Source organism: Nitrosomonas sp. TNE100, from assembly GCF_055387135.1.
This window is the reverse complement of record NZ_AP040997.1, coordinates 1,222,151-1,236,317: the sequence shown is the minus strand read 5'-3', so window position 1 is coordinate 1,236,317 and position 14,167 is coordinate 1,222,151. Positions and strand designations below refer to the sequence as shown.

General features: G+C 48.0%; 15 protein-coding genes and 1 pseudogene. 12 read left to right on the top strand and 4 right to left on the bottom strand.

Going from position 1 to position 14,167, the window contains the following annotated elements; translation table 11 throughout:
• Position 1: 1 nt before the first annotated feature.
• Complete coding sequence (locus ACZ5EJ_RS05985) at positions 2-862, bottom strand: radical SAM protein (protein ID WP_074455651.1); 861 nt, start codon at positions 860-862, stop codon at positions 2-4.
• Between the two features lie 16 nt (positions 863-878).
• Between ACZ5EJ_RS05985 and queD the strand changes: the two genes are divergently transcribed.
• From queD to ACZ5EJ_RS05970, 3 genes are all read left to right on the top strand, one after another.
• A complete protein-coding gene (queD, locus tag ACZ5EJ_RS05980; RefSeq protein WP_074455652.1) occupies positions 879-1,361 on the top strand; it encodes a 6-carboxytetrahydropterin synthase QueD in 483 nt (160 codons plus the stop codon).
• A gap of 68 nt (positions 1,362-1,429) precedes the next feature.
• Positions 1,430-2,194 carry a TatD family hydrolase gene (locus ACZ5EJ_RS05975; RefSeq protein WP_074455653.1) on the top strand — a complete coding sequence of 255 codons (765 nt, stop codon included), beginning with the start codon at positions 1,430-1,432 and terminating at the stop codon, positions 2,192-2,194.
• 1 nt (position 2,195) lies between these two features.
• Complete coding sequence (locus ACZ5EJ_RS05970; protein ID WP_074684553.1) at positions 2,196-2,855, top strand: ankyrin repeat domain-containing protein; 660 nt, start codon at positions 2,196-2,198, stop codon at positions 2,853-2,855.
• Positions 2,856-2,877: 22 nt separating this feature from the next.
• Here ACZ5EJ_RS05970 and ygfZ read toward each other — a convergent pair whose 3' ends face one another.
• Complete coding sequence (ygfZ, locus tag ACZ5EJ_RS05965) at positions 2,878-3,918, bottom strand: CAF17-like 4Fe-4S cluster assembly/insertion protein YgfZ (RefSeq protein WP_464557685.1); 1,041 nt, start codon at positions 3,916-3,918, stop codon at positions 2,878-2,880.
• A 44-nt stretch (positions 3,919-3,962) separates the two neighbouring features.
• On the opposite strand from ygfZ, the gene ACZ5EJ_RS05960 reads away from it, so the two are divergent.
• Entirely contained in the window at positions 3,963-4,442 is a 480-nt protein-coding gene (locus ACZ5EJ_RS05960; protein WP_160803465.1) for a protein YgfX, read from the top strand.
• A 346-nt stretch (positions 4,443-4,788) separates the two neighbouring features.
• Positions 4,789-6,714, top strand: a complete 1,926-nt coding sequence (locus tag ACZ5EJ_RS05955; RefSeq protein WP_464557683.1) for an FTR1 family protein — start codon at positions 4,789-4,791, stop codon at positions 6,712-6,714.
• Positions 6,715-7,074: 360 nt separating this feature from the next.
• On the opposite strand, the gene ACZ5EJ_RS05950 is transcribed toward ACZ5EJ_RS05955, so the two are convergent.
• Complete coding sequence (locus ACZ5EJ_RS05950) at positions 7,075-7,299, bottom strand: AAA family ATPase (protein WP_256211983.1); 225 nt, start codon at positions 7,297-7,299, stop codon at positions 7,075-7,077.
• 262 nt (positions 7,300-7,561) lie between these two features.
• Here ACZ5EJ_RS05950 and ACZ5EJ_RS05945 point away from each other — a divergent pair, with 262 nt between their 5' ends.
• The 7 genes and pseudogenes from ACZ5EJ_RS05945 to ACZ5EJ_RS05915 all read left to right on the top strand — a co-directional run bounded on the left by ACZ5EJ_RS05945 (position 7,562) and on the right by ACZ5EJ_RS05915 (position 11,928).
• A complete protein-coding gene (locus tag ACZ5EJ_RS05945) occupies positions 7,562-7,750 on the top strand; it encodes a hypothetical protein (protein WP_041353484.1) in 189 nt (62 codons plus the stop codon).
• Positions 7,751-8,350: 600 nt separating this feature from the next.
• Positions 8,351-9,217: pseudogene (locus ACZ5EJ_RS05940) on the top strand (IS1595 family transposase); the annotation flags it as partial.
• A gap of 233 nt (positions 9,218-9,450) precedes the next feature.
• A complete protein-coding gene (cheY, locus tag ACZ5EJ_RS05935; protein WP_464557681.1) occupies positions 9,451-9,846 on the top strand; it encodes a chemotaxis response regulator CheY in 396 nt (131 codons plus the stop codon).
• 48 nt (positions 9,847-9,894) lie between these two features.
• Positions 9,895-10,536, top strand: a complete 642-nt coding sequence (locus ACZ5EJ_RS05930; RefSeq protein WP_464557679.1) for a protein phosphatase CheZ — start codon at positions 9,895-9,897, stop codon at positions 10,534-10,536.
• Between the two features lie 217 nt (positions 10,537-10,753).
• Positions 10,754-11,152, top strand: a complete 399-nt coding sequence (crcB, locus tag ACZ5EJ_RS05925; protein WP_074455659.1) for a fluoride efflux transporter CrcB — start codon at positions 10,754-10,756, stop codon at positions 11,150-11,152.
• A gap of 15 nt (positions 11,153-11,167) precedes the next feature.
• The gene (locus ACZ5EJ_RS05920; protein WP_074455660.1) at positions 11,168-11,494 is read left to right on the top strand and encodes a DUF190 domain-containing protein; all 327 of its coding nucleotides are present in this window, start codon (positions 11,168-11,170) and stop codon (positions 11,492-11,494) included.
• A gap of 2 nt (positions 11,495-11,496) precedes the next feature.
• Positions 11,497-11,928: an EamA family transporter gene (locus ACZ5EJ_RS05915; RefSeq protein WP_074455661.1), complete on the top strand. Its 432-nt coding sequence runs from the start codon at positions 11,497-11,499 to the stop codon at positions 11,926-11,928.
• 676 nt (positions 11,929-12,604) lie between these two features.
• Here the strand turns inward: ACZ5EJ_RS05915 and ACZ5EJ_RS05910 are convergent.
• The gene (locus ACZ5EJ_RS05910; protein ID WP_074455662.1) at positions 12,605-14,095 is read right to left on the bottom strand and encodes a dynamin family protein; all 1,491 of its coding nucleotides are present in this window, start codon (positions 14,093-14,095) and stop codon (positions 12,605-12,607) included.
• Positions 14,096-14,167: the final 72 nt, after the last annotated feature.

The following is a 14,167-nucleotide window of genomic DNA, read 5'->3' as shown; positions in this document are numbered from 1 at the left end:
CTCAAGCAGTTGTTTTTACCTGTATACCAAGCGCCCTGATTTTGTCAGCGAAGGCTTCTATCCAATCCGGATCTGCTTTTGAGAGGATTGTCGCTTCCGGCTGCAAGGCAGGGCGCGCCAGGGTATAAAGCAATACCCCCTGGATTCGGGTTCCTTCCAATAACAACGTACGAACAAAGCAGATATAAGCATCGGTTTCTGCTTTGTTAGGATGTGCGCCATTCAGTTTGAATACACAGGTTTGGAGCCAGATCGGGCAGAGCGAGGCTGCAGTTCGCAGATTGTCGCGCATACGCTGTAAACTTGCTCGGGTGTTATTGATGTGCAAGTGCCCGGCTTGCGTAACACTGTCCAGCTTGAACCAGACTTCGCCATTGAGCTCTGCCATCCGGCGCAGGCCCTTTTGTACTGCAACCCGGTTAATCAAACTGCCGTTAGTGATGAGTACCAGCTTAAGTTTTTCCGGCAGGGGGAAATCAGCTTTTGTCCTGCCAATGATCTCAATGATCTGTTCAAATTCCCGCGCACTGGTCGGCTCGCCATTACCAGATAAAGCGATATCTTTGATTACTCTGGCTTCCAGCGGAACGCTCTCCAGCATAAAGTTTCCAAATAACAGTTCATACAGAAAAGCACGCAATTCCTGCTCCAGCTTGATCAAATCAATGGCAGGGGCTACGCCACGCTTGAGATCGGGTACCTGGCAGTAAATGCAGCGCCAGTTGCAAGCATTGTTAGGGTTGAGATTGATACCGATGGATATTCCGCCAGCACGACGAGAAATGACCGGGTAGACATAGGTCAAACCGGCGCTGTCACGGCTGTGATTATCTTGGCTTAATCGTCCAGCAGTAGGTGGCAATGTTATAATTCCCGGGATGTTGATTACACGAAAATTCGAGTTTGATGCGGGACACCGCATCTCCACCCACCGGAGCCAATGCCGCAATCTGCACGGGCACCGCTATGTGCTGGAAGTTACGATTTCGGGGGGTATTATCACTGATGCCGGAGCGCCAGAGCAAGGCATGGTTATGGATTTTTCAGATGTCAAACGCATTATTCGGGAAACCCTGGTGGATCAGTGGGATCATGCCTTTCTGGTATATGCCGGTGATACCCGCGTGCTGGAATTTCTGCAATCAATAGATGGTCACAAAACGGTTGTGCTGGAAGTACAGCCCACCGCAGAAAATCTTGCCTTAATCGCTTTTGACAGCTTGCATCGCACATTACGGAACAAATATGCGGGCAGATTGGAGCTGGAACATATCCGTTTGTTTGAAACTCCTAACTGTTGGGCTGATGTGAACAAAGTGGATTTCAAATTTGATTTGGTGGGAGAGGCTCCTGGATCCTGAGCGGAAGTTATTTAGGCTTTTCCAATCTGGTTACTTAAATATAAAAATCAAACTGATGCGTAAACCTTATGTTTGTTGATTCTCATTGTCACCTTGATTTTCCTGATCTGGCCAGTAACCTGAATGAGTTGCTGACGAATATGCAAATCAGTCAGGTCACACATGCTTTATGCGTTGCAGTTAATCTGGAAAATTTTCCGCGCGTGCGCGCACTGGCTGAATCACATCCGAATCTGTTTGCCTCGGTGGGGGTGCATCCCGACTACGAAGACACGGCAGAACCTGAAGTTGAACAGTTGCTGGAGCTGGCAAATCACGACAAGGTGGTTGCGCTGGGAGAAACCGGACTGGATTATTTTCGGCTGAAAGGTGATCTTGAATGGCAGCGCGAAAGGTTCCGGCGGCATATTCGCGCTGCCAGGCAATGCGACAAACCGCTGATCATCCATACTCGCGCAGCGGCTGAAGATACATTGCGTATTATGAAAGAAGAGGGGGCAGATCAGGTCGGTGGTGTGATGCATTGCTTTACTGAATCCTGGGAAATCGCCCAGCGTGCGCTCGATTTAAATTTTTATATCTCGTTCTCCGGGATTGTGACATTCAAGAATGCGGCAATCATTAAAGAGGTGGCAAAGAAAGTGCCAGCTGGCAGGATGCTGATCGAGACGGATTCTCCTTACCTTGCGCCCGTCCCTCATCGAGGCGAAACTAATCAACCCGCATTTGTCCGGCATGTTGCCGAGGAAATCGCCCGGTTGCGTGAAACGGATGTTGCTGAAATTGCTGCGGTAACAACCAATAACTTCTTCAACTTGTTCAAGGTGGCCTGAAATGAACAAATCTTTGTGGAATCAATGGAGTATTGCATCAGTCATCACCCTGTTGTGTGCCTTCTGCCTATACTTGCCTGCTTACGCCGGTGTAGATGAGGATTTGATCTCGGCGGTAGAGAACAATAAAACCCATCGCATTAAAAACTTGCTGGAGGAAGGTGCGAGCCCGGATGTACGCGATCTGCATGGTGAAACAGCGCTGATGCTGGCTGCCCGCAACAAAAATTCGGAGATGGGCAGGTTGCTGCTGGAGGCAGGCGCGAATCCTAATCTGCAAAACAAATATGGTGAAACAGCCACTATGCTGGCGAGCTATTACGGGCAGCTGGATCTGATCAAGCGACTTTATGCAAAGGGTGCCAAAATTGATCATGATGGCTGGAACCCGCTGATTTATGCAGCCAGTAAAGGCTATAAGCAGATCGTCGAATTTTTGCTAGATTATGGCGCAAGAATTAACGCCACCACGGATAACGGCACAACAGCTCTGATGATGGCCGCACGTGGTAATCATTACGATACCGTTGACCTGCTACTGAAACATGGCGCAGATGTTTCAGTCAGAAACGAAGCCAATGGTACAGCATTGGCTTGGGCCCAGAAACGCGGACATACTGATATCGTGCAGTTACTGACGCATAAACAACGGCAAGACTGATTAAATTGCTGTTGTCTTCTGCTTAATGGGAGTGCTGATCAGGCATTAAATAAGGAAGCGACTGGATAGTCAACTGCGGACCATCCGGTGTTTTGCAGTGAATGGGATTGGCTTTTATGCTGCTAACCTGAATCACTGCCAATACATCAACGCCTTTAGCAGGAGCAGGGGCAGCATTAACGATCATTCCACATGCCTGACCACCAGTATCTGCACTGAACAGGTTGTCACCTGCCGCAATCTCCAGGGGTGAATCTGAATCCAGATGAGCCCGGTACATGCGGCGCTTCACCTTGCCAAGATATTGCGTACGGGCAACGATTTCCTGACCGGGATAACACCCTTTTTTGAAATTGACCCCGCCAATTGCATCCAGGTTGATCATTTGCGGGATGAACTGCTCCTGGGTGGCTTTGAAAATTGCCGGGACTCCTTCCTGAATTTCCAGCCAGTCCCAGGCGGCGGCACCCGCGCAACGTGCCTGACTGCTTAGTCGCTCCCATAATGAAAGTGCGTGGGCCGGGGAAATCAGAATTTCAAACCGGTTTTCACTGTGACAAATTACCTGCCCGTCTGGAATGGCTATTATAGCCAAGGGCTTGGTGGGGAGAACCGTTCCTGCCAACGTATTTTGCAGCAATGTGTGAGCATTCTTGCCGGCAACACCAATACGAATACAATCCTCGGTATGATCCTGAATGATCACCTTCGCTCGCAGTACAAACATTTTCAGTCGTTTGGCAATGGTTTCCGTCAGTTCTGCCGGGAGCTGCATCAGGTAGCTGTAGTCGGAAATGTTCTGCCATAGCAAAAAGCTGCTCAACAGACGACCTTTAGGCGTACAGTAGCCGCCATAAGTGGCTTTGCCGGAATCGGTGGTGTGAACATCACAGCTTAACTGCCCCTGCAAAAATTTTTGTGTCTCTTCGCCAGAAAAGCGGATCAGACCGAGGTGGGAGAGATCAATCAGCACTGGTGCTGATTCTACTTGTGCCAATTCAACGTCGGGTTGACCAAAATGCAACACCCGATTTTGTTCGATATGGGCATTGCGGCTTGTCAAAAATGTAAACCAGTCAGGGTTCATGGAAAGAAAGGAAAATTACGTTGGGTGATATCAATAATCAATCGGAGAGTGCGCTGTCAATTCAGCTGCAACCTTCCAGACAGTTGGCAGTGTTGCTGAGCCTTGCGCATTGTACGGCAGCCGGTGTGTTCTGGCCATTGGCATTGCCCGTGGTGGTGAAGATTATGATCACCTTGCTGTTGGCAGGTAGTCTCTATTACTACCTGCGGCGCTACGCCTGGCTTGCCTTTCCACAATCCATCATGACACTGCATCTGACTGGAAGAAATCGCTGCAAAATAGAGACTTGCGTAGGAAAATCCATTAATACCGTCATCGACGCTAGTACCTTTGTCGCCCCCTATATGACTGTACTCTGCCTGAAGATGGAACAAACATACCGGTATCGCACAGTGGTCATCTTGCCGGACAACATCGATGCAGACAGCTTCAGGCGACTGCGTGTCTGGCTAAAATGGAGATGGCAGGATAAATTTTCAAACAGAGAAAAGCGACACTAATTTTCCCAGTCGGGGAATTTCTATTTTTCACGTTATGTGTGCGTAAATGACAGGGAAACTTGATTCGTTCCGAAAAACAGCAATCAGCAGCAAGAATTTTTCAAGGGTGATTACCTGCAAGATCCGGTTATCAAAGACTGCTCTAGTGGATTTTAGAATAAAATATCGTTATTGCTGATGTTTCAGTCTCATCAATATTTTTGAGTCTTGTCCAAGTTTTATCATTCCAAGCATAGTAGATTACTACAATCTGTAATGATAATGACACGCATTTGCGGTCGTTCGTGTTATATTGCTTACTTTCCCAATATTTTCTTACAGATCAATCGACCAAGTGTGAGGCTTCATGATCTCAATCAATCGACATCCTTCAGCCTGTTTCTTCGTTTTCTTCTTGTTGCTGGCTTTAACTTTTGGTATCCGGGCAGATAACGTTATTTCACTGGTGCCTCAGACTTGGCAGATGCTCGACTATCTGGGGACCGACTACGCCGGAGCCGTGGATAAGGGAACAGTCATAAATGATCCTGAGTTTGCCGAAATGCGAGAATTTTCAGCAGCAGTACGCACGCAAATTGCTGCACTTCCGGAGCATACTGACAAAGCTTCTTTGCTGACACAGGCCGATAGTCTGACAACCCTGGTAGAGAATAAGGCCGATGCTGTTGAAGTTGCATTGCAGGCTCACCAACTGGCGGATGCCTTGCTGACAGCTTATCCTATTCCAACTTCACCTGCTACAGCACCCGATCTTGCCCGGGGTGCTACGCTTTATCAAAGCCACTGCGCAAGCTGTCATGGTGTAAAGGGGGACGGAGATGGCCCGGCTGCAGTCGGATTGGATCCGCCTGTTATTGCCTTTACTGATGTGGAACGTGCCGATCAGCGCAGCCCTCTGTCGCTCTTCCAGACCATTTCTCAGGGAGTGGGAGGTACTTCCATGATCAGCTATAGCGAGCAATTGAGCGAGGTTGATCGCTGGGCACTGGCTTATTACGCGGGCACGCTTGCTTATACAGATGATATTAAAAGAGGGCAGGCTCTCTGGCAGCGGGATATTGGTGCACGTGCGCACATCAGCAATCTGGATGAGCTGTCACGTACTCGTGCCGATCAGATCAGTGCTGTGCTGGGTAAGGATCAGGCCCATGCTTTGATAGGCTATCTGCGTGCGCAACCTGATGCACTAGAACAGGCACTGACCGGTATCGCGCTTGCTCGCGGGCGGATGGCTGCCAGTGTGGATGCTTATCGGGCGGGTAACAGCAAAGAGGCCATCCAGCTTGCACGATCTGCCTATCTGGACGGTATCGAGCCTGTGGAGCTACAGCTCAGTGCTACTGATAGTGCGCTGCGTGCTCGTATAGAACTGGGTATGGGTACTTTCCGTTCTGGCCTTTCCAAAGATATTGGTATTGACAGTATTGCAAAGCAGGCGGCAGAGCTTGATGAGCTTCTGGTAAACGCTCAGAAACTTACCAGCAGCGCAGGTAATGCCACAACCACTTTCTTTGGGGCTTTTACCATTCTGGTTCGCGAAGGCTTGGAAGCGTTGTTGATTATTGTTGCCTTGCTGGCTTTTCTGGATAAGGCTGGTAAACGTGAAACTCTTCGCTATGTTCATGCTGGCTGGATAGCTGCACTGGTGGCAGGGGGAGGAACCTGGGCAGTGGCACACTATCTGATTGATATCAGTGGTGCCAGTCGTGAACTTACCGAAGGATTGTCGGCATTATTTGCTGCACTGATTTTGCTGGCAGTGGGATTGTGGATGCACCAGAAAAGTACCGGAGATCGCTGGCAGGCTTATCTCAAGGAAAAAATGAGCAATGCGCTGAATAAAAAATCTGCCTGGTTTTTGTTTGCTCTTACCTTTATATCGGTCTACCGTGAGGTATTCGAGACCATCCTGTTTTATGCGACTTTGTGGCAGGAAGATCAGAAAATCTGGTTGCTGGGGGGTATTGGCGCAGCGGTACTGGTGCTGGCACTGATTGCCTGGGGGTTGTTGCGAACCAGTCGTCGTTTGCCTATCTCCACATTTTTTGCAGCCAGCTCAGTGCTGATTGCTGTTCTCGCCGTTGCGCTTACCGGGAAAGGGGTGTCTGCCTTGCAAAAGGCTGGTTGGATTGAGGTATCGCTGGCACCGGTACCACATATTGATCTGCTGGGTGTTTTTCCAACCTGGCAGACTTCCCTGTCGCAATTGGCGGTCATTGCGTTGCTGGTAATTGGCTATTTTTACAATAAACGCAAAGCTACGTTAGCTTGAAGTATTCGTTGCGACAATCGCTTGGATTGATTTCAGGCGTGCACAATGACGGCCTCTTTACTGCAAGGATCCTTATCAAAATGGCGATAGAGGCGATTATTTAGATTATTTAAAGTGTCTGAACCCGGCCTGGATAACAGGCTTCTTCCGCCTGATTGGGAGTGACTTGAATCCGGGTGCTGATCCACCTGCAACGCGGTAACATGAGATGATTCCAATCAGCATGCCTTCCTGCTGCAAGTTAGCGAGGGTTTTCAGCGCGGCATCAAGTGCTTCTTCATCCAACGTGTCAGACTGACGATGAAGCTGCGGATCAGCGGGATAGCTTTCTACTGTTTTTTCCGTTCAAATTCAAATTGTTCAAGTGCAGATCAGTTTTTTGCGCGCCCGGCGCTGGCTCAAATGACAGCGGAAGTGCCCGGACTGGGTGGCAAAGAGTACTTCAGTAAAACATTCACCCGTCTGTCGCGACATGATTTCATTTTTGCGCTTGGTAACTTTATTGAAGCGAGGAGTGCGGCCGTACAGTGCCAGGCAGATAACATCAAGCACAGTTGTTTTACCAGCACCGGCTGGGCCGGTAATCGTAATCTACATAGGTTATTTTTACTCCCGAATTTCAGAGCTTGGTGAGCACGGTATGTCTTTTTTCATTAAAGGCATTAAAAATCATTTATTTATAACATAAAGATTATTTTATAATTTTATTAAGTGAGACAATTAAAAAATATTGACAATAAATAAAATATTTGTTATTAAATAACTGTCTCCTGAGAAGGGAGGCAATAAGTCAAACCAGCTAGAAGAGTTATATTGTCAATATATTTTTCTTATAGGAGACTAAAAAATGAAACTCATACTTACTGTCGCCACCCTGTTAGTAGCTTCAACTGTCTTGACCGGGTGTCTTGATACGGATAAACCCGGCAACTATCCGCCGAGCCTGATGATGGAACGTGATTCAATGCCAGACCAAATGGATCAAAAAACAGATCAAAGAGCCGATCAGAAAACAGAGCAGGCAATCACGAAATAAAAAAGGAAAAATATGATAGAACAAATATAACCGCCCCTCCCGGGCGGTTTTTCATTGGGCATCGTTTGTTTTTATGCCTGAAACTGAGAGAGTGGTTTTATAAATATCTGTATACGGATTTATCTACGTCTGCAATCTTTTCCACAGTTTTGTTTACGTCCAGTAATCAATTTATCTACTGGCTCCACAGTGCGGCTGGTTTTCTGAGTTTTTCCCGAATCGGTTTCGGTGAGCTTATGCCGAAGATTCTATAATTATCCGCTGGGTTTTGTGCGTGCCTGATACAGACAGACTCCTGTGGCGCCGGAAATGCCTGTGGACTGTACTTTAAATAAAGTATCCCAATATCTGCTTTGATAAGACGGAGCTAGTGCCTGTACAGCACCAGATAAATAGCATCAAACACAGTTATTTATCAGCTCCGATCAAGTCGGTAATCGAAAAAGTTTCATCTGGTACAAAGACGGCATGAGAGCGAAATCAATTTCCTATTCACTGACTAAGGAGCCCAAATTTTTGAAGCGTGCCTGCTCTGCTCACATGAGCCATTTTCATTCTTCAAGCCCACGATTTTGTAAGTAATCGTTCAGGATGCGACAAGCGCTGGAAGTTGCCCGTTGGTCGGATGGGTTTCACTGTCCACGCTGTAACGGTACTGCTTACTATGTCATACGTGATGGTATACGCAAGGTTTTTCAATGCAGCGCCTGCCGACATCAGACCTCATTGATTGCCGGGACAGTTTTTCAGGGCACTAAACTACCATTGACTGTCTGGTTTTTGGCAATTTATCCGGTTAGTCAGGCCAAGACAGGTTTGTCGTCCCTGGCGCTCAAACGCCAGCTGGGAGTGAGCTATCCTACGGCAGGGTTGATACACCACAAACTGATGCAGGCGATGGCTAATCGTGAGGAGCGCTATGTCCTGGATGGCAGAATCCAGGCCGATGATGCTTATCTTGGTGGAGAGCGTGCGGGAGGAAAAGCGGGCGGAGGTTCAGAGAATAAGGTGCCCATTGTTGCCGCTGTGTCTCTGGCTGAGGATGATCACCCTTTGCGCGTGAGGCTTACCCCAGTCTCGGGATTTACGCTAAAGGCAATTTCAGCCTGGACAAAGGATTGTCTGGTACCCGGCAGCACGGTATTCTCGGATGCCTCGGCCTGCTTTGGTGCCGTCACCAAAATTGCCTGTAGTCACCATTTTACAGTTATCGCCGGACGCAAACCAAAGGAGACTCCCGAGTTTCGGTGGATCAACACTATCCTCGGCAATCTCAAGACCAGCTTGTCAGGTTGTTACCATGCTTTCAACTTCCGCAAGTATGCCGCTCGCTATCTTGCCGCCTTCAGTTACCGATTCAACCGGCGTTTTGATCTTTGCTCACTGCACGAAAAATTGCTGATCGCCGCTGCTTCGACCACTCCGCAGCCTTTGCACTCTATTCGAATGGCTGACGTTCGTTGCTAATCAGGAATAAAAATTCTGTGATGGCGCTATTAAAAATTTACTCAAGTATTTTCCTGCCAGACCGTTTACTGAAAACAAGATTCTGACTCGGCAAATAAAACAGAAAAGTGCATGTTTAATCTGTGAGAGTCAAGTTATCTACTCCAACAAGGTAAAATAATTCTTCGATTTTTTTACAGCAAACAACTACAAATACCTGAGCATAAGACCAAGTTACTTAAGGAGATAACGTAATGACAGATAAAAATCTCAGATTTCTGGTAGTGGATGATTTCTCGACAATGCGCAGGATTATTCGCAACCTGCTCAAGGATCTCGGTTTTAATAACGTCGAAGAAGCTGAAGACGGAGCCATGGCTCTGAAAAAACTACGTGATGGTAGCTTCGATTTCATTGTTTCGGACTGGAATATGCCCAATATGGATGGATTAACCATGCTGCAAAATATCCGTGCGGATAACGCATTGAAAGATATTCCTGTGCTGATGGTCACCGCCGAAGCAAAAAAAGAAAATATTATTGCCGCAGCCCAGGCTGGAGCAAACGGGTATATCGTCAAACCCTTTACAGCCGCCACACTGGATGAGAAATTAAACAAGATTCTCCAGAATATGGTTGTACACGCCTGAACTGCTTTTTCTTGCCTATCTATCGACAAACAGATATTAATCCAAAAGATGAATAGCAGCCTGGATACTAATAAAAATGTCATCGATCACCTCGAACAGCTTACCCAGATGTTGCACAATTGTCTGTCTGAGCTCGGTCATAGCCAGCGCTTACAGCAAGCAAGTATCGGGGTATCCAGCAGCAAGGATGGGCTGGCCTATGTTGTCAATAAAACAACGCAGGCCGCCGAATGCTCACTGTTGGCGATAGAAAACGCCAAGCCCATCCTGGAAAATCTGGCAGTAAATGCTACTAATTTGCACAAGTTATGGCATCAGATGCCAGAAATAACAGTCACCACTATTGCAGGTCATCCTGTTCTAAACAATACACTCAAGCAAACCCTTGATTTCCTGAGCGACATTCCTGAGCAGACAAGCTCCACACAAGCCTATCTTACGGAAATCATGGTGGCTCAGAATTTTCATGACCTGACCAGCCAGGTCATTCAGAAAATTACTCGCATGATCGAAACAATCGAACAGGAAATACAGCAATTGCTGACAGAAGAAGACTCGACGAAAAAAGAAATTTCAATTGAAAAAAAGAACAGCTTAATGAATGGGCCTGTCATTAATTCGCTAAAGCAAGACGACGTATACGTCGATCAAGAACAGGTTGACAACCTGTTGACCAAGCTGGGTTTCTGAAAGAGCACTAAACTGCATGCGCTACCTAGTCATAGAATTTTCTCAAATCTGATGGCTGAGGGAATCTTTGCGAAACTCTGTCAATCTGAAACTTCCTTGCATATGGCCTTGTAATGGCCAGATTGCGCAGAGGTTTTTAAGATGATTTTGATTTAAACAGCTGCACTGCTGTATTATTTTCTCCATTTTGTTCTGGCGTGAACCTGCTTCATAAAACATGGAAACCAGCGTCTTAATTCGCTCCCTGCTAGCGATAGCGCTGGGAGCATCATTGGGAGCCATCCTGCGCTGGATCCTCGGTATGACTTTCAACGCACTGTTCCCGACGATCCCACCGGGAACGTGGCTGGCTAATATGTTCGGTGGTTATCTAATGGGGGTAGCACTTGCCTACTTCAGTCAGCACGCATATTTAGCTCCCGAATGGCGGTTATTCATCATCACCGGGTTTTTGGGTGGGCTGACAACTTTCTCGACATTTTCAGCAGAGGTCACCACGCTGATTCAACAGGAACGCATATTGTGGGCTGGTATGGCGATATCAGCGCATGTGATTGGCTCATTATTGATGACGCTTTTGGGGTTGGCCACCTATAATATTTGCAAGCACCTTTGATATAGGGGAGGCACCATGCAAGGCTATCAATTGACATTTTTCACCCAGCAAGACCGCAAGCACGGACATCAGCCCTTGGGCAACTGGTTGATTGAAGAAGCGCGTAAACTCGGAGTAGGTGGCGCAACTTTAATCGCAGCAACCGAAGGTTTCGGGCGCGATCGCAAGTTACACGCTGCATGTTTCTTTGAACTGGCTGATCAGCCCATCGAGATAACGATGGCACTCAGCGAAGCGGATAATAAACGCCTGTTCCAGCGGCTACGCGATGAAAAGATCAGTGTGTTCTATATCAAGATACCGATTGAATTTGGGGTGACCGACGATCCACAGGGAGATTGAAGATGACTTCAAACGACTGGTTTTATTGGGCATTGTTATCCGCTATTTTTGCGGCATTAACCGCTATCTTTGTTAAGGTAGGTGTTCAGGATGTGGATGCTGATTTGGCCACCTTAATCCGGACAGCTATCATCATCGTCGTTCTATCTGTGTTTGTGATCTCCACTGGTAAATGGGCCAACCCCTTCGAGCTATTACCCAAGACATGGCTATTTCTTGGTCTATCTGGTTTGGCCACAGGGGCTTCCTGGGTGTGCTACTTCCGAGCCCTTAAAATCGGTGATGTTTCCAAGGTTGCCCCCGTGGATAAATTCAATCTTGTCTTGGCGGCTGTATTTGCTTTCACTTTTCTGGAAGAGCGTCCATCATCTCAGGAATGGTTTGGAATCACGATGATTGCAGGCGGTGTGCTTCTCCTTGCACTCAAACGGTAATACATACAGACAAAAATCGTCGAATACCCAGAAATCACCAATGGGCGCCTCGAAAAAGCTTGACTCGCCCCTCCTGGTAGACTTGGTAAAATTATGCGATCCTGAAACCCGTTCCTCTCCTGTCGATGAAACCACATAGCGCCTTCAAGCCCCGACCTGTTCGCCGACGAACACCATCGCAAGAGTGCCCGACCACGCCACCGTATGGACCTTCTAGAGCCGGATCGGTGAAGCAGGGGCGAAGGGGCGCTGTTCGACGGTGTCTCCGCGCAGTTACTCCAGCAGAGATTCATCGCTCGCCAGAGTTCGTTCGATACTGGAAGCATGAATACCTTGCGACCGGCCGGCGTAGTCTTGCACAGGAAGAGCTGGGAACAAGGGCGTCACGTAGCTCGATAGCTTGCGCTTGGGGTTGCGTCGCATCAACTGCGGACTTGGTGAGCTTGATCTTAGCCATGATGACTTCTCGGAAAGATCCGATTTCCAGGAGCCTTGTGGGAGCCAGTAGAAGGGAAGTCTGGTCAAGTTTCAGAAAGCACCGACATATCTAAGATTTTGATAAATATACTATATAGAGCTATGGCGTAGCCCAGCGAAGTGCGATGCCGGAGCCATCCTGAAATAAAAATGCCACCTGCTGTATTACTACAAACAGGTAGCTATTGGTTGATTCTATTTAAATCTGTTCTGCTGCCGGTTGTTCGGCATGTTCCGATTGCTGTTTCGGTTCCTGATGGCCGGATGGATCGGTGAACTGATCATTCAGCATCTGGATGTAATCATTAGCATCTTCCTTGACTTCAGCCAGGATGCGCTGATTTGTTGTATTCCAGCCAGCCGGGCTTTTCAGGAACATGGGGCGGTAACCAGCAGTACTTTTACTGAAAGCGCGAATGATTTGCTTGGAGGCAGTGTGATCGTGGCTGTATTCAGTCGCAAGCTGTTTCAGAATACTGTGGGAGACACTTTTGCGAACAGTAAGATGGACGTAGCCAAGTGCGCCCACTAAAAAAGCACCCAAAAGAATCGGCAATACGCCCCCGGCAGAAATGCCGGCGATACAACGCTCAACTAGGTGCCAGCTTTCGGTGGCAGTCAGCGCCGCACCCGTCAATACCACCAGCAAACCGAGCAAGATGCTATCCAGCGTAAATACCCGGCTTCTCCATTGATCCAGCGCGGCTTCAAGTTTGCTGATAACCTGTGTTTCAATGGTGTTGGCCGTTTGTTCGAGCATGGCGGCAATCCGGTAGGAGCGTTCGATTTCGATCTGCTGCATGCGTGCACTGATGTCTGCCAAATCTTCTTCACGCTTTTGTTCAAAACGTTCCCGAACTTGTGGATCGTGAATGGGGACAGCGGCATCCTTGTCATAAATCCGATAGAAACGCCCGGCCAGTAATCCGGCCTGTGCCAGTGAACGCTGCCAGGCGGAAATAACTTCCTCGGGATTATCTTCCTTTGCTGTCACATCAATCTGGTTGAGGATGTACAGAAACTTATTGGCATCCGGGCGGTTAATAGTAGCGGCAACCAGATATTCAAGGGTATCTTTCATGGCGCCGGGTTCCGGGTGGCGCGCGTCGAAAAAAACCAGTACCAGATCGGACAGATCAATGATGTGCTGGGTAAGGCGCAGGGTGGAGGTACGCTGGCTGTCTGCATCAAATCCGGGAGAGTCAATCAGGATCTTGCCACGGATTTTTTCTGATGGACAGGTTTTAAGTTGAACATAGGCATCAATGCGTTGCGGTCCGGTTTCTGCAATTTCCTCGATGTTATGGCTGATCTGGTAGAACGGGAAACGCGGATCAGCATCAAGCGCCACGCCTGGCAGCGTCTTGACTTCATCGTGACGGCTGTAACAGATGACTGTGAATTTGTCATCGACCGCCTGATTGCCGGTGCGCTGCAGGGGTAGATTCAGGTAGGAATTGATGAACGTTGACTTGCCTGATGAAAAAGTGCCCAGCACCGCAATCATTGGCCACCAAGTGACATAGGTGGCATATGACTCGTTCCGCTCCAGCAACCCGAGTGCCTGGGCGACGCTGTCCAGTTTTCTGAAACTGTGTACGGCTTTGGTCAGAACTGGGTTATCCGGGTGTTCTTCTGCGAGATGTTTTTCCAGATTGGCGAGGTGCTTGAGGATATTGGTCGTACTCATATTTGATGATCCTTGTTTAATTAGTGAATGTTGGCGTTGAAAAATATAGGTTTGTAGAGGGCTTTATTTATT

What these genes read in the sequence shown, in the direction of transcription:
- cheY (WP_464557681.1), top strand. Translation starts at nt 9,451, where the DNA reads ATGACAGATAAAAATCTCAGATTTCTGGTAGTGGATGATTTCTCGACA.
- ACZ5EJ_RS05910 (WP_074455662.1), bottom strand. Translation starts at nt 14,095, where the DNA reads ATGAGTACGACCAATATCCTCAAGCACCTCGCCAATCTGGAAAAACAT.
- ACZ5EJ_RS05945 (WP_041353484.1), top strand. Translation starts at nt 7,562, where the DNA reads ATGAAACTCATACTTACTGTCGCCACCCTGTTAGTAGCTTCAACTGTC.
- ACZ5EJ_RS05920 (WP_074455660.1), top strand. Translation starts at nt 11,168, where the DNA reads ATGCAAGGCTATCAATTGACATTTTTCACCCAGCAAGACCGCAAGCAC.
- ACZ5EJ_RS05915 (WP_074455661.1), top strand. Translation starts at nt 11,497, where the DNA reads ATGACTTCAAACGACTGGTTTTATTGGGCATTGTTATCCGCTATTTTT.
- crcB (WP_074455659.1), top strand. Translation starts at nt 10,754, where the DNA reads ATGGAAACCAGCGTCTTAATTCGCTCCCTGCTAGCGATAGCGCTGGGA.
- ACZ5EJ_RS05955 (WP_464557683.1), top strand. Translation starts at nt 4,789, where the DNA reads ATGATCTCAATCAATCGACATCCTTCAGCCTGTTTCTTCGTTTTCTTC.
- queD (WP_074455652.1), top strand. Translation starts at nt 879, where the DNA reads ATGTTGATTACACGAAAATTCGAGTTTGATGCGGGACACCGCATCTCC.
- ACZ5EJ_RS05930 (WP_464557679.1), top strand. Translation starts at nt 9,895, where the DNA reads ATGAATAGCAGCCTGGATACTAATAAAAATGTCATCGATCACCTCGAA.
- ACZ5EJ_RS05975 (WP_074455653.1), top strand. Translation starts at nt 1,430, where the DNA reads ATGTTTGTTGATTCTCATTGTCACCTTGATTTTCCTGATCTGGCCAGT.
- ACZ5EJ_RS05970 (WP_074684553.1), top strand. Translation starts at nt 2,196, where the DNA reads ATGAACAAATCTTTGTGGAATCAATGGAGTATTGCATCAGTCATCACC.